The sequence below is a fragment of the Bacillus sp. PK6-16 genome (assembly GCF_056530295.1).
Window position 1 is genome coordinate 3,506,067 of record NZ_CP096511.1, and the last position, 25,895, is coordinate 3,531,961.

25 protein-coding genes and 1 other annotated feature are annotated in these 25,895 nt (G+C 35.6%); of the genes, 7 read left to right on the forward strand and 18 right to left on the reverse strand.

Going from position 1 to position 25,895, the window contains the following annotated elements:
* Positions 1 to 30 precede the first annotated feature (30 nt).
* Together M1D66_RS17860 and M1D66_RS17865 are read left to right on the forward strand one after the other, a co-directional pair.
* Positions 31 to 1,326, forward strand: coding sequence for an Nramp family divalent metal transporter (locus M1D66_RS17860; protein WP_001030679.1), 1,296 nt, complete (start codon positions 31 to 33; stop codon positions 1,324 to 1,326).
* Between the two features lie 201 nt (positions 1,327 to 1,527).
* Positions 1,528 to 2,058: a GNAT family N-acetyltransferase gene (locus M1D66_RS17865; protein ID WP_242554667.1), complete on the forward strand. Its 531-nt coding sequence runs from the start codon at positions 1,528 to 1,530 to the stop codon at positions 2,056 to 2,058.
* A 51-nt stretch (positions 2,059 to 2,109) separates the two neighbouring features.
* Here the strand turns inward: M1D66_RS17865 and M1D66_RS17870 are convergent, their stop codons facing one another.
* From M1D66_RS17870 to M1D66_RS17900, 7 genes are all read right to left on the reverse strand, one after another.
* Positions 2,110 to 3,738 (reverse strand): peptide ABC transporter substrate-binding protein, encoded by a 1,629-nt coding sequence (locus M1D66_RS17870; RefSeq protein WP_242554668.1) that lies wholly within the window; start codon positions 3,736 to 3,738, stop codon positions 2,110 to 2,112.
* Between the two features lie 152 nt (positions 3,739 to 3,890).
* Positions 3,891 to 5,216, reverse strand: a complete 1,326-nt coding sequence (locus tag M1D66_RS17875; RefSeq protein ID WP_144596477.1) for a bifunctional S-methyl-5'-thioadenosine deaminase/S-adenosylhomocysteine deaminase — start codon at positions 5,214 to 5,216, stop codon at positions 3,891 to 3,893.
* A 53-nt stretch (positions 5,217 to 5,269) separates the two neighbouring features.
* The gene (locus M1D66_RS17880; protein ID WP_000342910.1) at positions 5,270 to 5,629 is read right to left on the reverse strand and encodes a YunG family protein; all 360 of its coding nucleotides are present in this window, start codon (positions 5,627 to 5,629) and stop codon (positions 5,270 to 5,272) included.
* A 27-nt stretch (positions 5,630 to 5,656) separates the two neighbouring features.
* Positions 5,657 to 6,100 carry a GNAT family N-acetyltransferase gene (locus M1D66_RS17885; protein ID WP_000701908.1) on the reverse strand — a complete coding sequence of 148 codons (444 nt, stop codon included), beginning with the start codon at positions 6,098 to 6,100 and terminating at the stop codon, positions 5,657 to 5,659.
* 237 nt (positions 6,101 to 6,337) lie between these two features.
* Positions 6,338 to 7,852 carry an acetyl-CoA hydrolase/transferase family protein gene (locus tag M1D66_RS17890; RefSeq protein WP_000429811.1) on the reverse strand — a complete coding sequence of 505 codons (1,515 nt, stop codon included), beginning with the start codon at positions 7,850 to 7,852 and terminating at the stop codon, positions 6,338 to 6,340.
* 127 nt (positions 7,853 to 7,979) lie between these two features.
* Complete coding sequence (locus tag M1D66_RS17895) at positions 7,980 to 8,624, reverse strand: LytTR family DNA-binding domain-containing protein (RefSeq protein ID WP_000390211.1); 645 nt, start codon at positions 8,622 to 8,624, stop codon at positions 7,980 to 7,982.
* A 265-nt stretch (positions 8,625 to 8,889) separates the two neighbouring features.
* A complete protein-coding gene (locus M1D66_RS17900) occupies positions 8,890 to 9,813 on the reverse strand; it encodes an alpha/beta hydrolase (RefSeq protein ID WP_001102583.1) in 924 nt (307 codons plus the stop codon).
* Between the two features lie 211 nt (positions 9,814 to 10,024).
* Between M1D66_RS17900 and M1D66_RS17905 the strand changes: the two genes are divergently transcribed.
* Positions 10,025 to 10,786 carry a DODA-type extradiol aromatic ring-opening family dioxygenase gene (locus M1D66_RS17905; RefSeq protein WP_000982898.1) on the forward strand — a complete coding sequence of 254 codons (762 nt, stop codon included), beginning with the start codon at positions 10,025 to 10,027 and terminating at the stop codon, positions 10,784 to 10,786.
* Positions 10,787 to 10,839: 53 nt separating this feature from the next.
* On the opposite strand, the gene M1D66_RS17910 is transcribed toward M1D66_RS17905, so the two are convergent.
* From M1D66_RS17910 to M1D66_RS17920, 3 genes are all read right to left on the reverse strand, one after another.
* A complete protein-coding gene (locus tag M1D66_RS17910) occupies positions 10,840 to 12,054 on the reverse strand; it encodes a multidrug efflux MFS transporter (RefSeq protein WP_000179295.1) in 1,215 nt (404 codons plus the stop codon).
* Positions 12,055 to 12,221: 167 nt separating this feature from the next.
* Positions 12,222 to 13,082 carry a GNAT family N-acetyltransferase gene (locus tag M1D66_RS17915; protein WP_000657778.1) on the reverse strand — a complete coding sequence of 287 codons (861 nt, stop codon included), beginning with the start codon at positions 13,080 to 13,082 and terminating at the stop codon, positions 12,222 to 12,224.
* 18 nt (positions 13,083 to 13,100) lie between these two features.
* Positions 13,101 to 13,817, reverse strand: a complete 717-nt coding sequence (locus M1D66_RS17920) for a DUF554 domain-containing protein (RefSeq protein ID WP_000236052.1) — start codon at positions 13,815 to 13,817, stop codon at positions 13,101 to 13,103.
* Positions 13,818 to 14,020: 203 nt separating this feature from the next.
* On the opposite strand from M1D66_RS17920, the gene M1D66_RS17925 reads away from it, so the two are divergent.
* Together M1D66_RS17925 and M1D66_RS17930 are read left to right on the forward strand one after the other, a co-directional pair.
* A complete protein-coding gene (locus M1D66_RS17925) occupies positions 14,021 to 15,124 on the forward strand; it encodes a CapA family protein (RefSeq protein WP_000854544.1) in 1,104 nt (367 codons plus the stop codon).
* A 52-nt stretch (positions 15,125 to 15,176) separates the two neighbouring features.
* Positions 15,177 to 15,404 (forward strand): hypothetical protein, encoded by a 228-nt coding sequence (locus M1D66_RS17930; protein WP_139849638.1) that lies wholly within the window; start codon positions 15,177 to 15,179, stop codon positions 15,402 to 15,404.
* Between the two features lie 80 nt (positions 15,405 to 15,484).
* On the opposite strand, the gene ilvA is transcribed toward M1D66_RS17930, so the two are convergent.
* The 6 genes from ilvA to ilvE are packed head-to-tail and all read right to left on the reverse strand — an operon-like array spanning position 15,485 to position 22,385.
* A complete protein-coding gene (gene ilvA, locus M1D66_RS17935; protein ID WP_000250323.1) occupies positions 15,485 to 16,747 on the reverse strand; it encodes a threonine ammonia-lyase IlvA in 1,263 nt (420 codons plus the stop codon).
* A 31-nt stretch (positions 16,748 to 16,778) separates the two neighbouring features.
* A complete protein-coding gene (ilvD, locus tag M1D66_RS17940) occupies positions 16,779 to 18,452 on the reverse strand; it encodes a dihydroxy-acid dehydratase (RefSeq protein WP_001255815.1) in 1,674 nt (557 codons plus the stop codon).
* Positions 18,453 to 18,498: 46 nt separating this feature from the next.
* Positions 18,499 to 19,506, reverse strand: a complete 1,008-nt coding sequence (gene ilvC, locus M1D66_RS17945) for a ketol-acid reductoisomerase (RefSeq protein WP_023521657.1) — start codon at positions 19,504 to 19,506, stop codon at positions 18,499 to 18,501.
* Between the two features lie 14 nt (positions 19,507 to 19,520).
* Positions 19,521 to 19,751, reverse strand: coding sequence for an ACT domain-containing protein (locus M1D66_RS17950; protein ID WP_242554669.1), 231 nt, complete (start codon positions 19,749 to 19,751; stop codon positions 19,521 to 19,523).
* Positions 19,748 to 21,463, reverse strand: a complete 1,716-nt coding sequence (ilvB, locus tag M1D66_RS17955) for an acetolactate synthase large subunit (protein ID WP_049107166.1) — start codon at positions 21,461 to 21,463, stop codon at positions 19,748 to 19,750. Before ilvB ends, M1D66_RS17950 begins: the two co-directional genes overlap by 4 nt.
* 22 nt (positions 21,464 to 21,485) lie before the next feature.
* Positions 21,486 to 22,385: a branched-chain-amino-acid transaminase gene (ilvE, locus tag M1D66_RS17960; protein WP_000528155.1), complete on the reverse strand. Its 900-nt coding sequence runs from the start codon at positions 22,383 to 22,385 to the stop codon at positions 21,486 to 21,488.
* Between the two features lie 152 nt (positions 22,386 to 22,537).
* Positions 22,538 to 22,777: a binding site (T-box leader), on the reverse strand.
* 545 nt (positions 22,778 to 23,322) lie between these two features.
* On the opposite strand from ilvE, the gene M1D66_RS17965 reads away from it, so the two are divergent.
* The gene (locus M1D66_RS17965) at positions 23,323 to 24,081 is read left to right on the forward strand and encodes an SDR family oxidoreductase (protein WP_242554670.1); all 759 of its coding nucleotides are present in this window, start codon (positions 23,323 to 23,325) and stop codon (positions 24,079 to 24,081) included.
* A 90-nt stretch (positions 24,082 to 24,171) separates the two neighbouring features.
* Positions 24,172 to 24,708, forward strand: a complete 537-nt coding sequence (msrA, locus tag M1D66_RS17970; protein WP_001291883.1) for a peptide-methionine (S)-S-oxide reductase MsrA — start codon at positions 24,172 to 24,174, stop codon at positions 24,706 to 24,708.
* 163 nt (positions 24,709 to 24,871) lie between these two features.
* On the opposite strand, the gene M1D66_RS17975 is transcribed toward msrA, so the two are convergent.
* Both M1D66_RS17975 and M1D66_RS17980 read right to left on the reverse strand, forming a co-directional pair.
* Complete coding sequence (locus tag M1D66_RS17975) at positions 24,872 to 25,072, reverse strand: hypothetical protein (RefSeq protein ID WP_144596481.1); 201 nt, start codon at positions 25,070 to 25,072, stop codon at positions 24,872 to 24,874.
* Between the two features lie 109 nt (positions 25,073 to 25,181).
* A complete protein-coding gene (locus M1D66_RS17980; protein ID WP_000387072.1) occupies positions 25,182 to 25,823 on the reverse strand; it encodes a FusB/FusC family EF-G-binding protein in 642 nt (213 codons plus the stop codon).
* Positions 25,824 to 25,895 lie beyond the last annotated feature (72 nt).

Sequence of the window (25,895 nt, forward strand, 5' to 3'; positions counted from 1 at the left end):
CAAGTTAACATTTTAAAGGGGAAAACTACTATGAATAAAGATATAACAAAAGATGAACATCTCCCTTCTGAAAGTACAACCGTACAATCAGCTCACTTAGCTTTAAGTGGAGAAACAAAAGGCTGGAAAAGACTGTTACCATTTTTAGGACCCGCTTTTATCGCGTCCGTTGCTTATATTGATCCTGGCAACTTTGCTACAAATATCGCAGCTGGTTCACAATATGGATATTTACTATTATGGGTTATACTCGCTTCTAACTTAATGGCTGTATTAATCCAAACTTTATCGGCTAAATTAGGAATTGCTACAGGAAACAATTTACCCGAAATAGCTCGTGAAAACTTTCCAAAGCCTGTGTCTATCGGCTTATGGATACAAGGTGAACTAGTTATTATGGCTACAGATTTAGCGGAATTTATTGGAGCTGCATTGGGGCTTTACTTACTATTTGGAATCCCCATGCTACCTGCCGCTTTAATTACAGCAGCCGGATCATTTATTATCCTTGAATTTCAACGTAGAGGATTTCGTCCACTAGAAGCTATTATTACAGGAATGATTTTCATTGTAGTAATTGCTTTTGGGATTCAAGTTTTTTATGCAAAACCAGAATTAAGTCCCCTTCTTTCAGGACTATTTATTCCAAAATTCCAAGGTGTAGACAGTATATTACTTGCAGCAGGGATTTTAGGTGCGACAGTTATGCCGCATGCAATATACTTGCATTCTGCATTAACACAACGCCGTGTGGTCGGAACAACTGACGAACAAAAGAAAAAGATTTTTCGTTTCGAATTTATCGATATTATTATTGCAATGGTTATTGCTGGAGCAATTAATGCAAGTATGTTAATTGTAGCAGCTGCACTATTTTTTAAAAATGGCTTGCACGTTGAAGATTTAGATGTTGCTTACACTCAATTTACCAATTTAGTAGGTCCTGTATCGGCTGCATTATTTGGGATTGGACTTTTATCAGCAGGACTATCTAGCTCTTCTGTCGGTACAATGTCGGGTGATATTATTATGCAAGGTTTCATTCGCATGCATATTCCGTTATATTTACGCCGATTTATTACAATGATTCCACCATTAGTTATTATCGCTTTAGGTGTAAATCCAACTTACGCTCTAGTCATGAGCCAAGTCGTCTTATCATTCGGTATTGCATTTGCACTAGTGCCACTTATTATGTTTACAAGTAACAAAAAGATTATGGGTGCACTCGTTAACCACCGTATAACAACATTTATCGCATGGATAATTGCTGCTCTCGTTATCGTTTTAAATATCTTCTTACTGTATCAAACATTTGTAGGGTAATGAAAAAAGGGTATTCCAATTTTTATTTGGAATACCCTTTTTCAATTCATTATTTGTATTAATCCTATAAACTCTTTTTAAGATAAATTATATAATCTATTTCCAGACAATAATTCCCTTACGCCTTGAATAATCTTTATTTTCAGATTAGATTATATAATAACAAATACATTCTATTTTCATGTGAAAAGGAGCGAAAATATGTTTCCTTTATTAAAAACTGAAAGACTTATTTTAAGAGAACTTACCGAAGAAGATGCACCGCGTATACTACAATGCTTTTCTAATACTAATGTACTGCTCTATTATGGCCAAAAACCGTTACAAGATGTTGATCAAGTGAAACAAATCATTCATAACTTTAAGTTGAGTTACAATGCAAGAAGCGGTATAAAATGGGGGATCGAATTAAAAGACAAGAAAGAACTTATCGGTACCATCGGTTTTCACGATTGGTCTTCTGAGCATAAACGAGCCAATTTAAGTTATGCCTTTTTCCCTGAATACTGGGGAAAAGGCTATGCGACTGAAGCTGTTTCTGAAGTTATATCATACGGTTTCCATACGATTCATTTAAAGCGTATTGGGGCAATTGTATTTCTTGAAAATGAGGCTTCCAATAAAGTGCTATTAAAACTAGGTTTTGAAAAAGAAGGAGTTCTAAAAAATTATATGTATCAAGATGATATCCCATATGATACGAATTTTTACGCTTTATTAAAATCGGTTTAATAGAATTCATGTGTAAAAAACCTTACTTTTAAAAAGTAAGGTTTTTTGTATTTATTCATTAGCAATATAAGCATTCTTATACGTATAAATACCACCAAATTGATGCTTTTCAATTCCTTTTACATAATCCTTTTGTACATATGCTGAGCCAATATGATAAAGCGGCGCCACCGCAGCATCTTCTAATAATACCTGCTCGGCTTCTCGCAACGCTTTCCATCGATTTTCCGTATCTAGTACAAAATCCGTTTTCGCTTTCTTTATTAATTCATCGTAACGAACATTAGAATAATTCATTTTATTATTCGGATTCCCTGTCGTAAATAACTCTAAATAACTAATTGGGTCTTTATAGTCAGGTCCCCAATTTGCCATAGTTATATCGTAATCACCTATTTGTTCTAACTGTAATTTTTGCTTAAATGGCTGTTGTTTAATTTGTATCGCGAGTCCTTGCAAATTCTTTTCTAAATCACCTTTTATATATTCTGCCATACGTTTTGCATTATCTTGTTCAAACGTTAAAAACTCGAGGTTTACTTGCTCTACTTCAAGCTCTTTTTTCGCTTCTTCCCAAATCTTTTGCGCATTTTGCAAATCATATGAAGAAAGATCTCCGTTTTCTTTTCTAAAATCTTTACCGGTCACTTCATTTACATGACCAACTGGTACAAGCCCGCTTGCAGGTTTTGCTCCGTTATTAATAAAGTGAGCAACGAAATCATCTTTATTTAACGCTAATGAAATAGATTGACGCACCTTTTTATTTGCTAACGCGGTATTTTTTTCATTAAAACGAAGCATAGCAATTCCAGAATCACTCGACATATGTAATTCCTTATTCCCTTTATACTTGTCTACAACTTGCGAATTAATAGGTACTCGATCCAAATCTCCGGCTTCATATAAATTTACAGCTGTCATTGTATCCTTTACGATATGAAAGTTTATTTCCTCTAATTTCACTTTCTTTCGATCCCAATATGTAGCATTCTTCTTTAATTGAAACTCTTGTTCATGCTTCCATTTTTCTAATACAAATGGACCGTTATATATGAGATTACTAGGTTCCAATGCATAATTGTTTCCTTGTTCTTTCAAAAATGATTCATGCTGTGGTAAGTATATAGGTAGTGCTAACAACTGTAAAAAATACGGAACCGGCTGTTCGAGTTCAACTTCTAACGTATAATTATTTATTGCTTTAACCCCAAGTGCATCAAGAGGCATTGTCCCCTTATTGATCTCTTTCGCATTTTTCACATAAAAGAGCATGGACGCATATTGAGAGGCTGTTTCAGGGTTAATTGCACGTTTCCACGCAAATATAAAATCATTTGCTGTTACACTATCCCCATTTGACCATTTTGCATCTTTACGCAAGTCAAATGTATATTTCTTACCATCTTCACTTCTTTTAAACGATTTTGCTATGGCTGGAGTAGGCTGATCTTGATCGTTTAATACATATAATCCTTCAAATATATTCTGCATAATGTGTGCTGATGTACCATCTGTTGTTTTCACAGTGTCCAGAGAAGGAATTTCTTCTGATACTGTTACATTTAACACTTGTTTTTTAACCTCTATTTCACTTTTATCCGCTTTATTATTACAAGCTGTTAATAATAAAGATGTAACAAGTGCCATTACCATTAAATGGCTCTTTTTTCGCTTCATGAGTTGTTCTCCTTAAATATAAAATATTATAAAGCGTAATATATTATAGCAGAAATACTAACAGAAAGATGCGACATTCTTTTGAATATTTATTCGTTCAAGAAAAAAGCTATCCTTTAAAAGGATAGCTTTTTCAACTGCCACATAATTATCTATCTTTGCAAACCTCGTTTATAACGACTTGCTTCAAATATAATACGCTCTTCATCTAACGTTTTACATTCGCCATTCCAAACGACATGTTTTCCGTTAATAATTACATCGCTTATATCTTTTCCACTAGCAGCATATACAAGGTGTGATAACACTTCATCCGCTGGTTGTAAATGCGGCTTATTAGACGGATCAATTGTAATGAAATCAGCACATTTTCCAATCTCAAGTGATCCTGTTTGTTTCATCCCGATTACTTCAGCAGCTCCTTTTGTCGCAAGTGTAAGAGCTGTTTCAACTGGTAATGCTGTTGCATCTTGGTGAATACCTTTTTGTAGTAAAGTCGCTATGCGCATTTCTTCAAACATGTCTAAATTATTGTTAGACGCAACACTATCTGTTGCAATTCCTACTTTTATTCCTGCTTCTAGCATCGCTTTTACATTCGCTATACCAGAACCTAGTTTTAAATTACTATTCGGATTATGAGCTACTCGAACGTCATTTTCTGCTAAAAATGCACGCTCATCGTCATTTAATACTACACCGTGTGCAATAACTGTTGGGCGTTTAAACAATCCGCAGCTCGCTGCATATTCTACTGGACGTTTTCCATATTGTGCTTCAATATCACGTACTTCACGCTCTGTTTCAGAAAGATGGATATGAACCATCGTTTGATTCTCTACTGCAATCCGTGCGCACTCTTCTAACAATTCTGTACTACATGTATATGGACTATGTGGTGCAACCATCGTAGTTAACATGCCACTTTCGTTATAGTAACGCTTCACATATTTCTCAGCTTCTTCAATCGCTTTCTTTTCATCGTCTTTCGTTCCGAAGCTAAATAAAGTCCTTGAAACAGCAGCTCGCATCCCGCTCCTTGATACCGTTTCCATAATTGCGTCTTGATCTACTCCAATTGGATTAAACATGTCAGAGAATGATGTTGTACCACTTTTCACCATCTCAAGTAATCCTAATTCCGTACTAGCGACCGCAATTTGGGGAGTAAATTGACTTTCCAGTGGCCAAATTCTCGTCTCAAGCCACGGCTGTAATAACATATCATCGCCAATACCTCTTAGGAGACTCATTACAACGTGTGTATGTGTATTTACAAGCCCTGGTAAAACCCACTTTCCTTTCATGTCAATTACTTCATCTACTTCAAAATCATTAGCGAATTTTCCGCTCTTTACATCTATAATTTGATCATTTTCTACAATGATATATCCATTTTCTATCACTTCGTTTTGTTCATTCATCGTTACAATTGTAGCGTTTACATAAGTTGTTTTCAAAAGTATTTCCCCTTTCAACTCTATGAAGTTCCCTTTAATAAGTTACCACCATTATAGTAACTTATTAAAGATTAAGAGTCAAAAGATAATTTGAATTCTTTCGTTACTTTTTCCTTCAAAATGCTATATTGTTTTTCATTTGTATCTGCAAATGCTTCTTTCCGATTTGACTTTTCATCCATATAATTCAATTTCCCATTGAATTGAGTCTCTGTAAAATCAAATCTCTGCCCATCTATAAAGTTATAAAAGTGCCATACCTCTCTTACTTTTGTCTTTTTAATTTCTCCTCCATATATGTCTTGAACGACTAGAGCCGTTACACCACACTGTCCCTTTGCTGGGTTTTCAATTGTCCACTTTGAACTTGTTTCAATCGACCACGATTTTATTAGTGCTTCATATATTCTTTTTTCCTTTACATCATCCATTCTAATCTTCCCCTACTATTAATAGTTTTACACATCATATTTCAAAAAAGGCAGTACACGACCCTTAAAGACAGTTGATGGTGTCTCTCCTATTAACTGTGCCCCCATTTTCAAGTAATATCCTTTTGCATTCGGATCACTATCAATCGTAAAACTTTTTAATCCTAGTTCATTGGCTTTTTCTATTACGTACTCCCAAAGTATTTTCCCGTAACCTTTTCCTTTGTAATCAGGATGAATGTACAAGAAATCGAGAGCTTTATCATTACGTAAAAATGAGAAAAAACCAATCTTCGCATTATCGTTTTCTAAAACATATACAAAATTATTTTTTATGTATTCTTCTGTAATTGTTAAATCTTCCTTACAAGCAAGTATGAATTCTTCACTATAATCCCACGTTGCTTTTGATTGTAGTGCGAGTTCACTTAATTCATTTGCTTCACTTAATAACGCTTCTCTTATCTTCATGATTCTTTTTCCTCACCTTCGATATGTAAACTACTAAATTGATTCGGAAAGCACTTCAAAAAACCTTTTATTTTCATAAATTAGAAATTAATTTTATAAATCTTTATTATAATCAGTACGATTTTCAACAATTTTTTTAAAGAAAAAGAACGCCATCCCTAAAAGTTGGCGTTCTCTTTTTCTAAAATTTAATCTTCAAACTCACTCATTCATTTTACTATTTCGTACGATACAAACCTATACAGTTTCTACTACCGCTTCAAGCATTGTTCCATTTTTAGCATAATTCGTATGCCAAGAAAAAGCTTTTTCTAAAATATGAGGAGTTTGTCCACCTCTTGTTTTTGCTTCTTCGTAATAGGCACGTAGTTGATCACGATACATTGGATGTGCGCAATTCTCAATAATAAGTTCCACTCTTTCTCTTGGCGCAAGTCCCCTTAAGTCGGCATACCCCTGTTCAGTGACGATAACATCTACATCATGTTCAGTATGGTCTACATGAGAAACGAAAGGAACGATACTTGAAATGTTACCACCTTTCGCAATCGATTTAGTAACAAAGATAGCTAAGCGTGCATTTCTTGCAAAATCACCAGACCCACCAATACCATTCATCATTTTTGTACCTAAAACGTGAGTAGAGTTAACATTTCCGTATATATCTAATTCTAATGCAGTATTAATTGAGATTAATCCAAGGCGACGAATGATTTCAGGATGATTGGAAATCTCTTGCGGACGCATCATTAATTTGTCACGATATTTTTCAAAGTTAGAAAATACTTGTTGCATTTTCTCTTCAGAAAGCGTGATAGAACAACAAGAAGCAAAATTGACTTTTCCAGCATCCATAAGATCAAAAACTGCATCTTGTAAAACCTCGGAATATACTTCTAAATCTTCAAATTCTGAATCTAACATTCCATGCAATACGGCGTTAGCCACTGAACCAATTCCTGATTGTAACGGCGCTAAACGATTTGTTAATCGGCCTACTTTAACTTCTTCTCGAAGGAATTCTATTAAATGCTGTGCCATAATAACAGTTTCTTCATCCGGAGGAACAATTGTCGATGGCGAATCCAATTGATTCGTAAACACAATTCCCTTTACTTTTTCAGGATCAATTGGAATACCGATTGTTCCAATTCGGTCATCTGTTTTCACAAGCGGAATTGGAAGCCTCTCCCCTTGTTTACCTGGTTCATATAGATCATGTAGCCCCTCTAATTGCGCGGATTGAGCCATATTCATTTCAATAATAATAGACTTAGCATTTAAGGAAAACGCTAAGGAATTTCCAATTGAAGTGGTTGGAATAATCATTCCGTCCTCTGTAATCGCAACCGCTTCCAAAATAGCGAAATCTATATCCAGAACGTCAGCGCGGAGTAACTCTGCTGTATGAGACAAGTGTTGATCCACAAATAAAAAGTCTCCGTTATTAATTCCTTTTCGCATAGTCGCGTCAGCTTGGAAAGGTAATCTTTTCCCTAAAATTCCTGCCTCAGCAAATAATTTGTCTACATCCGAGCCTAAAGAAGCCCCAGTATAAACATTTACTTTAAAAGATTCATCATTCTTAACTCGGTTTACAAGCGCAAATGGGACTGCTTTTACATCACCTGCACGTGTAAACCCACTTAAGCCTAAAGTCATTCCACTTTGAATCCAGGAGGCTGCTTCTTCAGGTGTAACTACCCGATCTTTTAGACGTTGATCTCTGATTCTATCTAAATTATTCTCCATATGTAATCCCTCTCTCATTGAATATTCATAATTATTTTACACATTAACACTATCAAAATAGGGATTTTAGTATACAATGCCGAAAATTCAGACAGAACAGCAAATCTAGGTTCTAAAGCAGCAAAATTTAGAATCCTAGAAGCTTACGGAAATAACTAGCGTATGATTGACTAACTGGTACTCTCTCACCATTATCCATCGAAAGTACAAAAGTAGAATGGGTATCAGGATAAATCGCTTTAATATGATTAACATTTACAATAAACGAACGGTGACATCTAATAAATGAATCTTTCGGAAGCAAGTATTCGAATTCTTGCAGAGAGTATTTATGTGTTCCTGATAACTCTTCTGAATTCACGTACGTCTTTTTATCTTTAGCCTCTAAATACATAACCTTTGAAAAAGGAACCGGAATCCAGCCGTCTGTTGTTTTTAAAGTAACGACTGACTTTCCATCCGTTAAAGCTGGATAAATTGCCGTTACGCACCCTTCAAGCTTTCCATTGTTTGAAAATGGTACAGCCATTCCATGATAAGGAATACCAAAAACATCCCGATTCATAAACTCAGAGGTTTTTTGATTCATCACCATCGCTTTATGAGCAATCGTTCCTTCCTTTATAGGATCCCCGACACTAATCTTTAAATCAATTCGTTTACTTGGCCGATAGTAAATATATTCTTTCGTATTCGAAACAGCAATTGAAATTTCATCTGAAAATAATTCCCCAACAACATCTAGTAATAAACCTAACGTTCTATCTTCCATTCTATTAACACCTCATTCACTATTATACTACTATTATGAACGAGCATCTGTTGCTTTATAAAAAGTTTGGTTTTAAGTTACTTTTAAAATTAGTTTTATTCACTATTACTTCGTTACTACAAAAAACCTCACTTCAGAAAAGTGAGGTTTCCTCTCACACAATATTTCTTTATTTTTTATTAAGTAAAGTGAATTTAAGAATTTATTGCCCCTATTTCTGTATAATAGATAATCCCAAACTACAAACAGTTTGGGATTATCTTTCTCATTTATTATGCGCATCTAACCACGAAATTAAATCTTTAAATACTTCATCCTTATTTACTTCATGAAACATTTCATGTCTACCATTTTCATATAAACGTAGTGTCACATCTTTCACACCACATTTTTTATAGTTTTCATATACTTCTTTTACACCTTTCCCCATATCGCCAACAGGATCACGATCACCAGAGAATATATGTATTGGAAGATTCTTTGGCGTCTTCTTGTATTCTTCTAGTTTATTTACTTCTAATACTCCAGAAAATAATTCTCGGTAAAAACTCGTCGTACAAATGAAACCACATAACGGATCCGCAATATATTTATCAACTTGATTATTATCTGAAGATAACCAATCAAATTTTGTACGATTTGGCTTAAAGTTCGAATTGAAGTTTCCGAAAGATAAAAAGTTTAACATTGGACTTTTCGTTTTTGCCCCGCGCAATTTCATTTCGATTGTTGCTACTTTATGACCAATAGCTCCTAAAAGCCCTGGATTTCCACCTGTTCCTGAAATCAGAAATCCATCGTATAGTTCACCCCTAAGTTGTACAGCACGTCTTGATAAAAAAGAACCCATACTATGTCCAAGTAAAAACAAAGGACTTGACTGCTCTTCTTTTATCCTTTCTGAAACAAAGATAACATCCGATACAACTTGATTCCACCCTATATTTGGTTCAAAATGACCATAATCTTCTTCTTTTTTTACTGTTTTCCCATGTCCTTTATGATCATGCGCATAAACACCATACCCTGCTTCCAATAAAGCATCTACAAATTCTGTATACACCCCTGCATGCTCTGTCATGCCATGTGCAATTTGAATAATTCCTCTCGGATCTCCTTCTGGTAACCACTTACGCAAATAAATTTCCGATCCATCCAATGCCGTAACGAAACTTTCCTGTACATTCATTTCGTCAGCCCCCAACTCTATTATGTATAGCTTTAAGAAAATGAATATCCATTCACTTTTCTTATTTTATATTATATGTAATTGCTTTCATTATGACAAATGATGTATTTTTCAGACTTGCTTTTAAACTAATTTCTTGACGAATTCAAAATAAAATTATATAGTTACTTACATAAAGTAACTATATAATTTTTAGGAGGTTCCTACTATTATGATGCCATCATTATTTTTAGCACATGGTTCGCCTATGCTCGCTATTCAAGATACAGACTATACACGATTTTTAAAAACACTTGGAGAAACATATAAACCGAAAGCAATTGTTATTTTCACTGCTCATTGGGAAAGTGAAGTATTAACGATTTCCTCATCAGATAACGAGTATGAAACAATTTATGATTTTGGAGGTTTTCCCCCTGAGTTATACGAAATCAAATATCGTGCGAAAGGCTCTTCTCATATTGCATCTATTTTAGAAACAAAATTTAAGAACAAAGGTATTCCAGTCCATCATAATATGACGAGAGGTTTAGATCATGGTTCATGGACACTCCTGCACCGCATGTATCCAGAAGCAAATATTCCTGTCGTGCAAATATCAGTCAATCCATTCCTTTCTGCAAAAGAACAATTTGAAATTGGAGAAGCACTTAAAGGACTCGGACAAGAAGATATTTTAGTAATCGGGAGTGGCGTTACCGTTCATAATTTACGAGCACTGAAATGGAATCAAACTACACCTGAAAAATGGGCAATTGAATTTGATGATTGGATTATTAAACATATGCAGAATAACGATAAAGATGCATTGTTTAATTGGGAGAAAAATGCTCCTCATGCACAATTAGCAGTACCAAGAGCAGAACATTTTGTTCCTTTATTTATCGCTATGGGAAGTGGTGAAAATAGCGGTGAAGTCATTCACCGTAGTTACGAGCTTGGTACATTAAGTTATCTTTGTCTTCGATTTTAAAGAAAAGGATGAAGCACATGCTGCTTCATCCTTTTTCTTTTTCATTCACTTAGTTAACTAACTTCCAAATGTCGTTTCTCTGATACCTCTTCGTTCTTATTATGAAAATAAACCCAAATACACGCAATAAATAATAGTGAAGATGTAGAGAGGAAAACATATTGGAAACCTGCATGCGCTGCAATTTGTCCCCCGAGCACTGGACCAATCATATTTCCTAAAAACTGAAATGATTGATTATATCCAAATATTCGTCCCGTAACATGGGTTGGTGTATGTTGTTTTAGTAGAGTTTGTACGGAAGGTAATAATCCTGCTTGTGCGATACCTAATAAAAATCGAAGAATTAATAGTTGCCAAGCTGAGGTTACAAATGCTTGCGGGATAAAAATAATTCCTGCTGCAAATAACGCTACAACTAACGTTTTTTGAGGACCGATATGATCTGATAATCTTCCTAGTCTTGGTGCTGCCAAAATAACGGCTAATCCTGTCGCTGACATAACTGCACCCGCAATTGTTTCAATATGTGCAGTATGAGGACCTACTAAATTTTTCACGTACAATGTAACAATTGGTTGAACTGACATATTAGCAAGTTGAATAATAAATGTTGTTACAAATAAACTAATAATTAAATGCTTCGCTGGGACCATCGTCCATACTTTTTTCGGCTGTATTTTTTTTGCTTGAGCAGAGTGATTTTCTTCATGCAGGAAGAAAAAAACGATGAGAAAGGAAAGGAATAAAAAAGCTCCTGTAACAAGAAAGACATGACGCATTCCAATTAATTCAGACAAATAACCTCCAAGTAATGGACCAAGTAACGAACCGCTCACACCACCAGTTGAAATTGTGGAAATCGCCCAACCTGAATGTTCTTTCGGAGTTTCTGCTGCAATAAATGTCATCGCTGTTGAAAGGAAACCAGATACTGCTCCCATTAAAAATCGTAGTGCGACTAGTTGATACACATCCGTTACAAACCCCATAAGCGTCATAATAATCGCCATACCGAGGCTAGCACGAATAAGCATCAATTTCCGTCCATGTATATCACCAAGCTTTCCCCATATTGGCGATACAATCGCACCCATTAAAAATGTTACACCAAATGCAAGTCCCGACCACTGTGCAATACTTGAAGTGCCAGTTACTCCTAATTCCTCAATATAAAAAGATAAGAAAGGAATTACTAAACTCATACCGGCTGCAGTGGTAAAACAACCTAGCCAACAAATCATTAAATTCCGTTTCCAGCTGGCCATTTTCACACCTTCTTTCTTTAGATACCCATTCTACACCCTTTCTTGTAAAAAGTTTAGTAATTTGCTTTATATGCAAATTTTACTACAAAACCCGCTATTTTCTAGTAAAAACCACTATATCTCTACATCATTTTCATAATAAAACCAACTCCCCTAAATGAAGTTGGTTAATTATTATCTATCGGTATTAAACGAGCATTACAATTTCTCTCGTAAAACTCAATGGGACCTGCTTGTCCAATAATCGCATATTCATATCCATCTTGCTTCATATTATATAAACAATGATGCAATAATTCTTTTCCTACACCTTTCACACGATTTTGTTTCGCTATGCCCATCGGACCAAACAATCCTTTCTTTCCTCTCACTACATCGTAACAGGCGAAGCCAATTATTACTTCCTCCTGCTGTGCAATATAGATAGGTAACTTTTCGTTATATGTCCGAAATCCATAAACAACCGACTGTAACCACCGTTCACCAAATTCATCCGCTACAAATCGTGATAACTTATCAAAGTCAGAAGGACTGGCTCTTCTTATATGACAAAATAATGTATTATAAATAGTTTTAAAACGATTTAATTCTACCACTAAGTCTCTCGGTACAGCTGTAATACGTAATATATCTTCTTGCATTTGTGTATGTATAAATTCACCAACATCTGTATCTATACGAAATAATGCATACATAATATGTCCTTCATTGATTACTACTTGCTGAAAGCGTTCCATACGTTTCTTCGCTATTTGTAAAATTTCTATCGCTTTATAAGATAGTTTATATTGCCCTATTTTTTTATATTCTTGATTATGTAAATCGAATCGTTTTCGTAACGAAAGTTTTTCTAAAAAATCTGGACCCACTTTATGAAACAAATACATAAATAACTCAGCACAAACTCCTGTACCTTCTTTACACATACCTATAAACAGATGGACCGGGTGAATTATGTTATACTCACTCTCTTTTGTTGCAATCTCCAATATTTTATGCACACGTTTTGTAAATTGAAATTCCTTCATATGTATTTCCATCCTCTACTAATTTACTAACAAACCGTAACCATAAATAATTGAAACAATTACACCCACTACCAATATACCTGGAAGTAAATTTGCCACCTTGATTTTAATAATACTAAGCAAGTTCAATCCAATAGCAGATATCATAATGCCGCCCGTAGCCGTCATCTCCACTATAAATTGGTTCATTAATTCTTTCGGGACAAAACTATTAATTTGTGTTGCAAAAACTGCAATACCACCTTCATATAAAACAACTGGAATCGCCGAAAATACTACGCCAATTCCTAGAGTTGTCGTTAATATAATAGAAATAAATCCATCGATAATCGCCTTTGTAAATAAAATATCATGATTTCCGCGAATCCCACTGTCAAGTGCACCAAGTATCCCCATCGCGCCAATTGCAAAAATTAAAGTAGCTGTTACAAAACCTTCTGATATGCTACCTTTCCCTTTCGATCCAACTTTATTTTCTAGCCAATCCCCTAAATGTTTTAACTTTTCTTCTAATTGTAACCATTCTCCAATTACCGTACCAATCACTAAACTCAGTATGACAACAAGAAAGTTTTCACTTTTTAATGCCATTTGAAGCCCAAGCACAGTAACCGCTAAACCGATTGCGTGCATTATCGTCCCTTTCATACTTTTTGGAATCCTACTAAATAATTTACCAAGTAAAGTACCAAATATAATACAAATTCCATTTACAACTGCTCCTAATATAACCATTTCTCATTCTTCACCCTTCGAATTCTTTATTTCTATATTTTGGTTTATACATTGATTTACAGGTCATCTATATGTTAACTTAATATTGAGAATATTAACAAATGTTTTCCACTACATAACCCGCTATTTTTTGTAACTTTAATTACCTTTAATAGATTCAGTGTTAATTTAATTGCGGGATAATATTAAAAGGGAAGGTATACATGAAAACTTTACTAAAACGATTTTTGTTAATAGCCTTTTTCATTACACCGATTGTTTTATTAATCAATTACTCTTTTATTTCAAAAGCAAAAGACAAACCCGATTTACAAAACAAATCTAGTAAAACCGCTTCAAAAAGCGAAAAGAAAATAGAAGACCAAGAAATCACACTCACCTTCTCTGGTGATACAATGTTTGATTGGCAATTACGTCCTATAATCGAAAAGAATGGGGCTGATTACCCATTCCAACATGTAAAAGAAGAAATAAAAAAAGCTGATATTTCTTTTGTGAATTTAGAGTCGGCATTTACAACGAAAGAAAAGAAATCACCTGGGCAACTGTTTTGGATTAAAAGTGATCCATCTACACTACAAGCTATTAAAAACACTGGATATGACATCGTAAATATTGGGAATAACCACACACTTGATTATGGGCAAGATGGATTATTAGATACGATTTCTCACGTAGAAAAATTAAAGTTCCCTTACACTGGAGCCGGAAAAAATGCGAAAGATGCATATACAGCACGAGAAATGACCGTAAAAGGGAAAAAATTTAAATTTCTTTCCTTCGTTCGATTTATGCCTGATTCTAATTGGGTAGCTGGTGAGAATAAACCTGGCGTTGCGAATGGCTATGATTTAAATCTTGTAACAAAAACAATTAAAGAACAAAAGAAAGATGCAGACTATTTAATCGTCTATATGCATTGGGGCGTTGAAAAATCAAACCGTCCGGTAGAATACCAAAAGCAATATGTACCTAAAATGGTTGAAGCAGGAGCTAACGCGATTGTCGGGAGTCACCCACATTGGTTACAAGGATTTGAGTATTATAATAAAGTTCCTATCGCTTACTCATTAGGTAACTTTTTATTCCCAAGTTATGTGAATGGAAAAAGCGCCGAAACTGGCGTATTAACTTTAACTTTTAAAGGAAAGGATGTCCAAATGTCATTCAATCCTTATATCATTCGCAACAACCAAGTTTCCCCTGTAAATGAGGAAGAAAAGAAAAAAGCTCTTCAATATTTACAAACAATTTCAACTGATGTAGAAATTGATGATATAGGGAAAATAAAAAACAAACGAAACTAGACAGTCCAAGATCTATTTCTCTGTAATATACTTTACAGAATAGGTGATAAACATGCTGAAAAACTTATTAGAAAATGTAAGTTTGTTAGAGAATATTTATAAAATGTCTATAGCAGTTCTACTTTTATGTTCAGTTTTCTCTGTTAGACTTCTAAAAAAAATAAAGCGTGAGAGAAATCTTACTCCTTTTGAATTTACAATGTATGTAATCATTCGTATTGCGATACTCTTTTGGTTAACTAGCTTTATTCTTCTTGAATTTAATGAGTATCTAGTTTAACTATAAAAAAGATAGAACAAGCACTATATTTCCTCGCTTGTATCTATCTTTTTTATTTAGATGCTAACTCTTCCCTTCTATTAAATAAGCAAATCAAACAAAACAGGGTTTTTATTAAGCTCCATAAATTGAATATTATTTTCTTTAAAGCGAGTAATTAATTGCTCATAATCTTCTTTATGTTTTAATTCTACTCCGACTAATGCTGGACCATTTTCTTTATTATGTTTCTTAATATACTCAAAGCGCGTAATGTCATCTTCTGGTCCTAATCCTTTATCAAGAAATTCTCTTAGCGCACCTGAACGTTGCGGAAATTCAATGATAAAGTAATGTTTCAGTCCTTCATAAATGAGCGAACGCTCTTTCATTTCTTGCATTCTATCAATATCATTATTTCCACCACTTAGCGTACATACAACTGTTTTACCTTTTATTTCATCCCTGTATAAATCAAGTGCTGCAATAGAGAGTGCACCAGCCGGTTCAGCTACAATCGCATTTTTCTTATACAGTTCTAAAATCGTCGTACAAACTTTTCCCTCTGGTACTAAAACAATGTCATCAATTACATCTTTACAAGTTTCAAAAGTTAACTTTCCTACCTTTTTAACCGCTGCCCCATCAACAAAACTATCTATTTTCTCTAATGCGACATTATCATTTTGAAGAAAAGCCTCTTTCATAGATGCAGCTCCCATCGGTTCTACACCAATAACCTTTGTAGTAGGACTAACACCTTTTACATATGTACCAACACCTGATGCTAATCCACCACCACCGATTGCTGTAAAGATATAATCAACCGGTTTCTCCATATCATGCATAATTTCAACTGCCACTGTCCCTTGACCAGCAACGACATACGGATCATCAAACGGATGAACAAATGTCATTCTATTTTCTTCACAATAACACTGTGCTTCTTGGAAAGAGCTATCGAATGTATCACCAACTAATACAATCTCTGCGAAATCACCACCGAAAAATTGTACTTGTGATACTTTTTGTTTCGGTGTTGTTGTGGGCATAAATATTTTCGACGGAATCTTCAATAAATTACATGTATAAGCAACTCCTTGCGCATGATTACCAGCACTTGCACAAACAACACCGTTTTGTAACTTTTCTTTCGGTAAACTTTGAATCAAATTGTATGCACCACGAATTTTGAAAGAGCGAATTAATTGTAAGTCTTCTCGTTTTACATAAACGTCACAATCATATTTCTCAGATAAAACTGTATCACGTTGTAACGGTGTTTTAATAACGATATCTTTCATGCAATTATGAGCCATTAAGATATCTTCAATTTTCACTCTCTCCTTTACCTTTTGCACCATTATATATCATCCTTATCTCTTTTAAATTGGCTCAATCAAAATTTGGGATTTTCAGAACAGCCCCTGTATTCGCCGATGTTACCATTTGTGCATAACGTCCAAGCCAGCCAGTTTTCACTTTCGGTTCTGGTCGTTTCCATTCTTTTTTACGCTTTTCTAATTCCTCATCACTCACTCTTACTTCTAACAAACGTTCTTCAACATCAATACATACAATATCCCCTTGTTCAAGAAGTGCAATCATCCCGCCCGCTGCTGCTTCTGGTGAAATATGTCCTACTGAAATTCCACGTGAAGCTCCAGAGAAACGTCCATCCGTTAATAATGCAACCTCAGCACCTAATCCCATTCCAGCAATTGCTGATGTTGGTGCTAACATTTCTGGCATACCAGGGCCACCTCTTGGTCCTTCATAACGAATGACAACTACATCTCCTTTTTTCACTTTCCCAAGCATAATGCCAGCAAGTGCCTCATCTTGTGAATTAAAAATAACGCAAGGTCCTTCAAAACGCTTTACCTCTGTTGCACCGCTTTTAATAACCGCTCCATCTTTCGCAAGGTTGCCTTTTAATATACGCAATCCTCCTTCCTCACTATGAGGGTTTTCAAGAGAGTGAATAACTTCCTTATCTTTAATCTCTGCCTCAGCAATATTTTCTCTTAATGTTTGCCCCGTAGCAGTTATTCGATCAAGATGAAGTACTCCTTCTTTCCGGCTCATCTCTTTCAAAATTGCACTAATCCCGCCCGCACGATCAATATCTTCCATATGCCAATTGGAAGCAGGGCTTACTTTACATAAATGTGGTACACGTCTTGAAACGGCATCAATACGGTTCATATCGTAATCTAATCCAGCCTCTTGCGCGAGCGCCAATGTATGCAACACTGTATTTGTTGAACCGCCCATCGCCATATCAAGCGCAAACGCATCATCAATTGCTTCTTCCGTTACAATGTCTCTTGGTTTAATATCTCTTTCAATTAAAATTTTCAATTTCTCTGCTGCTTGTTTAATTAACTCTTCACGTCTTGGATCAATTGCTAAAATACTCCCGTTACCAGGAAGAGCTAAACCTAACACTTCACATAAACAATTCATAGAGTTCGCGGTAAACATACCCGAACAAGATCCACAAGATGGACAGCCATGATCTTCAATATCTTTTAATTCTTCTTCTGAAATTTTCCCAGATTGATAAGCTCCTACTCCTTCAAAAACGGAACTCAGATCAACAACTTCTCCTTTAGATGTTTTTCCTGCTGCCATCGGGCCGCCTGAAACAAACACAGTCGGAATATTAATACGTAGTGCAGCCATCATCATACCTGGTGTAATTTTGTCACAGTTTGGGATACAAATCATGCCGTCAAACCAGTGTGCATTTACAACCGTTTCTACTGAATCTGCAATTATTTCACGACTCGGAAGAGAATAACGCATACCAATATGCCCCATCGCAATACCATCGTCAACTCCAATTGTATTGAATTCGAATGGTACCATACCTGCCGCACGAACTGCCTCTTTTACAAGTTTTCCAAACTCGTTCAAGTGTTTATGCCCTGGAATAATTTCAATAAAAGAATTACAAATCGCTATAAAAGGTTTATCAAAATCTTCATCTTTCAAACCAGTTGCTTTTAATAAACTACGGTGCGGCGCTTTATCAAAACCTTTTTTAATCATGTCACTTCTCATCTTGTCAAATCCCCTCTTACATATTTTTCATTTATACTCTCTTACTCTATTTCTTTACTAATTCTTTCGGTGCATGAATCCAACTCATCATTTCACGAAGCTCTGCTCCCACTTTTTCTAATTGATGATTTTGCTCTGCTTTTTTCATTGCGTTATACGTCGGACGCCCTGCTTGATTTTCTAAAATCCATTTCTTCGCAAATTCACCTTGCTGAATTTCTGTCAAAACACGCTTCATTTCCTTCTTCGTTTCATCTGTAACAATTCTCGATCCTGTTACATAATCTCCAAACTCTGCCGTATCTGAAATAGAATGGCGCATAGTCGTTAATCCACCTTCGTACATTAAGTCAACAATTAGCTTTAATTCATGCAAACATTCAAAGTATGCAATTTCAGGGCGATATCCACCTTCCGTTAACGTTTCGAACCCGGCCTTCACAAGTGCAGTTACCCCGCCGCAAAGTACAGCTTGCTCACCGAATAAATCCGTTTCGGTTTCTTCTTGGAATGTCGTTTCAATTACCCCCGCACGTGTACACCCTACACCTTTTGCATACGCCAGTGCTACGCTTAATGCCGTGCCCGTAGCATCTTGATGTACTGCGACTAATGCCGGAACACCATTTCCTTCTTGGAATACACGGCGAACGAGATGTCCTGGACTTTTTGGTGCGACCATCGCTACATCTACGTAACTTGGCGGATTAATTTGTCCGAAGTGAATGTTAAATCCATGTGAGAAAAGTAACATTTGTCCTTCACGAAGATTCTCTTCTACCTCTGCTTTATACACATGAGCTTGCTGTTCATCTGGCAATAACATTTGTACAACTTGTGCGGTTCGAACCGCTTCTGAAACAGACATTACTTCAAATCCATCCGCTTTCGCTACTTCATACGACTTACCAGGACGAACACCAACTACAACCTCTACACCAGAATCACGTAAATTTTGTGCTTGCGCATGACCTTGTGATCCATAACCAACTACTGCAACAGTTTTTCCTTGTAATAACTCTACATTTGCATCTTTTTCATAATATGTTTTCATATTCCATACACTCCTTATAATTTATTTACTTGCAGAACATCAATTAATTTTTTCAACTGACTAACAAGTAATGTCGCTTCATTTTCAGTACAAACTGCTGTGAGTTTCATTTCAGAAACACCACTAGTATCTCTTTCTTTTAAATGTAAAGAAGAAATATAATAACCACGCCGAGCAAAAACCCCACTTATACGTAATAAGACGCTTGGCTCGTTATGAATAACGAGTGAAAAAGTATGACTCATTCTTCCCACCTCTTCATAATCATTTCGTTATTCCCTTTGTTTGGCGGAACCATCGGAAATACGTTTTCACCTTCTTCTACACAAAAATCAACTACGACAGGACCTTCATGAGCAAATGCTTCTAACATCACTTGTTTTGCCTCGGTTGAATTTGTTGCTCTTAATCCCTTTACTCCATAAGCTTCTGCTACTTTCACAAAATCTGGTGATCCAATTTTTGATTCTGATAAACGATTTTCATAAAACATTTCTTGCCATTGCCTTACCATCCCTAAAAATTTGTTATTTATGATAAATACTTTTACAGGGATGTTATTTTCAGCAATTGTTTGTAGTTCTTGAATGTTCATTTGAAAAGAAGCGTCACCTGCAATACAAATGACAAGTTCTTCTTTTTTAGCTAGCTGAGCACCAATTGCCGCTGGAAAACCAAACCCCATTGTTCCTAATCCTCCAGAGGTAAGGAACGTCCGAGGTTTTCTTGCTTTATAGAAGTGAGCAGCCCACATTTGATGCTGACCTACTTCTGTTGTGACAATCGCTTCACCATTCGTTAATTCACTTACTAAGTTGATCACATGCTGTGGTTTTAACTCAGATTCTTTTTGCTTATAAGAAAGTGGATATTCTTCTTTCCATGTCTTTACTTTCTGAAGCCATTCGTCTGTTTGTGTATAAATAGACATATGTAACAGCATGTGTAACGCTTTTTTTACATCACCAACAATCGGATGTTCTACAGTTACATTTTTATGAAACTCAGAAGAATCAATATCAATATGTACTTTTTTCGAGTGCGGAGAAAAAAGTTCTAATTTTCCTGTTACACGATCATCGAAGCGAACACCTAATGCAAGTAGTAAATCACATTCTGTTACCGCCATATTAGCAGCGTATGTCCCATGCATACCAAGCATCCCTAGAAACAATGGATCATCCGGTGGATATGCACCAAGTCCCATTAAAGTTGAAACGACTGGAATACGGTTCTCCCTTGCGAATTCGAAGAGTTCATCGGATCCACCTGAATGAATGACACCTCCTCCAATATAAAGAAGTGGACGCTTAGATTTTGAAATTGCTTTAGCCACCTCTCTAAGTTTCATGCTGTCTGGTACAAGTTCTGGTTTGTACCCCGGAATATCAACTTCTTCATTAAAGAAACTGGTGACTTTTGCATTTTGAACATCTTTTGGAATATCAATTAATACTGGTCCCGGGCGCCCGCTTTTGGCGATGTAAAAAGCTTCTTGCACAATTCGTGATACATGATTCACATCACGAACCTGGTAATTATGCTTCGTAACAGGTACTGTAATTCCGACAACATCCGCTTCTTGAAATCCATCTTTACCAATTAAAGGCGTTGCAACTTGCCCGGTAATGACAACTAAAGGAATCGAATCCATATAAGCGTCTGCTAAACCCGTAACTAAATTTGTCGCCCCTGGGCCAGAGGTAGCAAAGACTACCCCGACCTTTCCAGAAGCTCTCGCATATCCTTCAGCCGCATGAATAGCAGCTTGTTCATGACGAGTTAAAACATGTTTCAAACCACTTTCGTATAAAGCATCGTATATTGGCAAGATTGCTCCGCCCGGATAGCCGAAAACGGTCGTTACACCTAATCTCTTTAAACATTGAATCACATGCCCAGCGCCTGTCATTTCTTCATACTGTAATTTCTCATACGCTGTATACTGCTGCTTCATTTCCATTAACTCCTCTCCTTATTTACGCTAAGCTTTCCGTCAGCCCGGGAACACGTACTCCTCTTTCTCTCGTTAATTTTTTAAATTCTTCGGTCAATTGTTTCGTTACACTTCCTGGTTTCCCATCTCCAATTTCTCTCGAATCTACTTTTACAACTGGAATTACCTCTGCTGCTGTTCCTGTTAAAAATACTTCATCCGCTACATATACATCATGGCGAGTGAATGGTCTTTCCTCACACGGAATATTCAGTCGTTCACATAGCTCGATAACACTATTTCTCGTAATACCTTCTAATGCTCCTAAATAGGATGGCGGGGTTAATACTTTTCCATCTTTCACAACGAAAACATTATCGCCAGAACCTTCACAAACATATCCTTGTTGATTTAACATAAGAGCCTCTAACACTCCTGCTTGTGCTGCTTCAATTTTTACAAGTACGTTATTTAAATAATTCATTGACTTAATACGTGGATCTAACGCGTCTGGCGTATTACGTCTTGATGCAACAGATACAACGCTTAGCCCATTATCATAAAATTCTTGTGGGAATAACTTTAATTGTTCTGCAATGATAATTACGCTCGGCTTCACACAACTTCTCGGATCGAGCCCTAAGTCACCTTTTCCTCTTGAGACAATTAAGCGAATGTAAGCATCAGCGTATTCATTTTTTTGGAGTGTATGTAAAACTGCTTCTTCCATTTCTTCTACCGTCATTGGAATTGTTAGTAAAATAGATTTCGCTGATTCATATAATCGTTTCACATGTTCTTTTAAACAAAATACATTTCCTCCGTAACTACGAATCCCTTCAAATACACCGTCTCCGTATAAAAAACCATGATCATACACTGAAACAACTGCCTTTTCTTTTTCTACAAATTCCCCATTCATGTAAATGTACTGGTTTCCCATCTCACATCGCTCCTCTTTTTTTTCTCTATTTTTTGCAATCTATTTCTACATCGATTGCTGAGATGAGTATTTTTAACAGAATATTCAGTATATAACCCTTAAAAATATACTCGTCTCAACAATCGATTACTTACATACTTGTAGCAATCCATTGCTGAGACGAGGGAATCGTGGTACCACTCAGCTTCCTTATACTTCTCACGAAATATAAGCTCTGCAAGTCCAATTAGACTTTTGTTTTTCTATCGGGAACAACCCCGCTACTTTTTACTAGTTTTCAAAAGTAGTGCTCCAAGGTGATTTTCAATGATTGAATTGTTACCACCCTCACAGCCTCGGGGCAGCTCTCTGAAACAATCTTTATCATTTACTCTCCTCTTCTACGCATTCTCTTCTTCTATTTTTAAAAATAAAAACTCTCGCCTCAGCAATCAACTACTACAATTTAGTAGCTTTGATTGCTGAGGCGAGAGTTTCGCGTTACCACTCAGCTTCCTTATACTTCTCACGAAATATAAGCTTTGTAGGTCCAATCAGACCTCCGTCCTTTTACCGGAGACGATGCCGCCGCCCTCTACTCAGTTTCCCTTTCGCAAGCGATGCTCCGAGGTGATCTTCAATGATTCGATTGTTACTACCCTCACAGCCTTGGAGTAGCTCTCTGAAACGATCATAATCATCTAATTTCCTCTTCTTTGCATATACAACATATAAAGTTAGAAAATTCTTAATTAACTTTTATTTGTTACACGTATTATAGGACGTTGTTCTTTTCGTTGTCAATATGTTTTTTCAAAAAAATCAAAATTCATTCTATTTATTTTTTCTCAAATCAAAATTGGAATGCATTACTTACATACACTCATATATTACTTAAGTATGTTTGCATTACTACATAAAGAAAAACTTATAAAGTTTATGAGGAGATGAGGAAACTATGTTAAAAGGGAAAGTAGCGTTAGTTACAGGAGCAAGCCGAGGAATTGGACGAGCGATTGCTAAACGTTTAGCAAATGACGGTGCATTGGTTGCTGTTCATTACGGTAGTCGAAAAGATGACGCTGAAGAAACTGTTCATGAAATTCGATCAGATGGTGGCCAAGCTTTTTCTATCGGCGCAAATCTAGAATCCTTACACGGTGTAGAAAACCTTTATAACGCTTTAGATACTGATTTACAAAAGCGCACTGGTGAAACACAATTTGATATTTTAATAAACAATGCTGGCATTGGTCCTGGTGCTTTTATTGAAGAAACGACTGAACAGTTTTTTGATAGAATGTTTTCAGTAAATGCAAAAGCTCCATTCTTTATCATTCAACAAGCACTGCCACGTTTACGTGACAATAGCCGAATTATTAATATTTCATCCGCTGCCACCCGCATTTCTTTACCTGATTTTGTTGCATATAGTATGACGAAAGGCGCTATTAATACAATGACTTTTACGCTAGCAAAACAGCTTGGAGCACGAGGAATAACGGTGAATGCAATACTTCCAGGATTTATTAAAACAGATATGAATGCAGAACTCTTGAGCGACCCAATGATGAAGCAGTACGCTACTACTATTTCCGCTTTCAATCGCTTAGGTGAAGTAGAGGACATTGCCGATACTGCTGCATTTCTTGCTTCTCCAGACAGCCGCTGGGTTACTGGACAATTAATTGATGTGAGCGGAGGATCTTGTTTGTAAAAAACATATATTTTCAAATCTTTTTTATTGCGCAATAAAACAATTTATATAATACTATATAAAACATATACATTTAGGAGGATTACAGCAATGTCCGAAAAAACATACGAACTCGCAACCTTCGCAGGCGGTTGCTTTTGGTGCATGGTAAAACCATTTGATGAACTTCCTGGTATTCATAAAGTACTTTCTGGCTATGCAGGAGGTCATGTAGAAAACCCAACATATGAACAAGTAAAAGCTGGAACATCTGGACATTTAGAAGTTGTTCAAATTACATTCGATCCTTCTATTTTTCCTTATCAGAAATTACTAGACTTATATTGGCCACAAATCGATCCAACTGATGATGGCGGACAATTTTTTGACCGTGGTCCATCTTATCGTACCGCTATTTTTTATCATAACGAAACACAAAAAGGGCTTGCTGAAAAATCAAAACAAGCTCTTGCAGAAAGCGGTATGTTTAAAGATCCAATCGTGACTGAAATTCGTCCTGCTGCACCTTTTTACGAAGCAGAGGAATACCACCAACATTTCTATAAAAAGAATCCAGAGAAATATGCTACTGAGCAAAAGGAATCTGGTCGTGAAGACTTTATAAAAGAAAATTGGCAAAAAAAATAATAAAAACGCATCGTGCTTTTTTAGTACGTTGCGTTTTTATTTTTGATAAAAGTACCATACAATTAACAGAACAATTGCTGTTAGTGACCAAAGTATTATCTCGTTTTTCACTCTATTCTTTTTCTTAGTCATTTCATTCTCTCCTAATAACTATTAAACATATTCAATTTTTTCTTTGTTTAATTGTCCATCTTATATACGTGAATACATCCTTACAAATTCTAATAGCAAGACCACCAATAATTCCGATTGCAATGGAAATTACTAGCATCTGTCCAAAACTAAAAGAATTTGTGTACGTTATATAGAGAACGATACATACAAGTAAAACATCCGGTAACAAAATCAAAAAATTTTTAAACAATACTTCACCTCTCTTATGTTTTATTTATAAATTATATCTTCCAAAAAGGAAATCTATTACCATTTTTAAAATAAAAGACCTCCAGTTCAAGCACTAGAGGTCTTCCATTTTATTTCTTCAATCGCTCAATAAAATCATGTAATTTATCAAGTGACTTCATATTCTGATTGCAAGCTACACCATCTTTGCAAATGTAGTTTCCCTTTTTAACGAAAGTTCCTGGTACATCGCCTTTAATTTCAACTAAAAACATTCCTACTTCTTCATGTCCATGACATAACGAACAAATGCTTTTTTTATTTAAACTTTGGAACGTTCCTTGCAGACCAACAAATTTATTTTTATCATTTTTCGCTATAATAAATTTCCTGCTTGACCCCTTATCAATCCAGCTTAAATAAGATATTTCTTTCATATCCATTTCTTCCATATCAGGAAGTTTTAACTTTTTCGCTTTAGGAAATAATTTTTTTAATGTTTGTGCTGTAACTTCTTGAAACGGAATTACATACGGATTTATTTTCATTAAAAATGATTCTGCATCTTCTCTATTTTGAACTGTTAATACCGTATCAATTAACTCTTTCTGTTCATCCGTTAAATTCTCAAATACATGTATTATCTTTTCAATCGCAAGCGATTTTAACGCTTGAATTACACCTCTATCATTTGCCGTTGCATGCCCGTTTGCTAAAATATAAGCTTGTGATTTTATAAAATTATATTGATCACTTCTAATAAACGCTTCCATCTTTATCACTCCATACAAATTGTTGATCTAGTTTTATTGTATACAATGATTACGTTTTTTGATATGTAAAAG

Excerpts from the sequence above, each read along its gene's own strand:
- M1D66_RS17890 (WP_000429811.1), bottom strand. The coding sequence starts at position 7,852 with ATGGAGAATAATTTAGATAGAATCAGAGATCAACGTCTAAAAGATCGG.
- ilvD (WP_001255815.1), bottom strand. The coding sequence starts at position 18,452 with ATGAGAAGTGACATGATTAAAAAAGGTTTTGATAAAGCGCCGCACCGT.
- ilvB (WP_049107166.1), bottom strand. The coding sequence starts at position 21,463 with ATGAAGCAGCAGTATACAGCGTATGAGAAATTACAGTATGAAGAAATG.
- M1D66_RS17910 (WP_000179295.1), bottom strand. The coding sequence starts at position 12,054 with ATGGCCAGCTGGAAACGGAATTTAATGATTTGTTGGCTAGGTTGTTTT.
- msrA (WP_001291883.1), top strand. The coding sequence starts at position 24,172 with ATGTCCGAAAAAACATACGAACTCGCAACCTTCGCAGGCGGTTGCTTT.
- M1D66_RS17905 (WP_000982898.1), top strand. The coding sequence starts at position 10,025 with ATGATGCCATCATTATTTTTAGCACATGGTTCGCCTATGCTCGCTATT.
- M1D66_RS17900 (WP_001102583.1), bottom strand. The coding sequence starts at position 9,813 with ATGAATGTACAGGAAAGTTTCGTTACGGCATTGGATGGATCGGAAATT.
- M1D66_RS17865 (WP_242554667.1), top strand. The coding sequence starts at position 1,528 with ATGTTTCCTTTATTAAAAACTGAAAGACTTATTTTAAGAGAACTTACC.
- M1D66_RS17860 (WP_001030679.1), top strand. The coding sequence starts at position 31 with ATGAATAAAGATATAACAAAAGATGAACATCTCCCTTCTGAAAGTACA.
- M1D66_RS17895 (WP_000390211.1), bottom strand. The coding sequence starts at position 8,624 with ATGGAAGATAGAACGTTAGGTTTATTACTAGATGTTGTTGGGGAATTA.
- ilvE (WP_000528155.1), bottom strand. The coding sequence starts at position 22,385 with ATGGGAAACCAGTACATTTACATGAATGGGGAATTTGTAGAAAAAGAA.
- ilvA (WP_000250323.1), bottom strand. The coding sequence starts at position 16,747 with ATGGTGCAAAAGGTAAAGGAGAGAGTGAAAATTGAAGATATCTTAATG.
- M1D66_RS17915 (WP_000657778.1), bottom strand. The coding sequence starts at position 13,082 with ATGAAGGAATTTCAATTTACAAAACGTGTGCATAAAATATTGGAGATT.
- M1D66_RS17880 (WP_000342910.1), bottom strand. The coding sequence starts at position 5,629 with ATGGATGATGTAAAGGAAAAAAGAATATATGAAGCACTAATAAAATCG.
- M1D66_RS17885 (WP_000701908.1), bottom strand. The coding sequence starts at position 6,100 with ATGAAGATAAGAGAAGCGTTATTAAGTGAAGCAAATGAATTAAGTGAA.
- M1D66_RS17950 (WP_242554669.1), bottom strand. The coding sequence starts at position 19,751 with ATGAGTCATACTTTTTCACTCGTTATTCATAACGAGCCAAGCGTCTTA.
- M1D66_RS17980 (WP_000387072.1), bottom strand. The coding sequence starts at position 25,823 with ATGGAAGCGTTTATTAGAAGTGATCAATATAATTTTATAAAATCACAA.
- ilvC (WP_023521657.1), bottom strand. The coding sequence starts at position 19,506 with ATGAAAACATATTATGAAAAAGATGCAAATGTAGAGTTATTACAAGGA.
- M1D66_RS17930 (WP_139849638.1), top strand. The coding sequence starts at position 15,177 with ATGCTGAAAAACTTATTAGAAAATGTAAGTTTGTTAGAGAATATTTAT.
- M1D66_RS17920 (WP_000236052.1), bottom strand. The coding sequence starts at position 13,817 with ATGGTTATATTAGGAGCAGTTGTAAATGGAATTTGTATTATATTTGGT.
- M1D66_RS17870 (WP_242554668.1), bottom strand. The coding sequence starts at position 3,738 with ATGAAGCGAAAAAAGAGCCATTTAATGGTAATGGCACTTGTTACATCT.
- M1D66_RS17925 (WP_000854544.1), top strand. The coding sequence starts at position 14,021 with ATGAAAACTTTACTAAAACGATTTTTGTTAATAGCCTTTTTCATTACA.
- M1D66_RS17965 (WP_242554670.1), top strand. The coding sequence starts at position 23,323 with ATGTTAAAAGGGAAAGTAGCGTTAGTTACAGGAGCAAGCCGAGGAATT.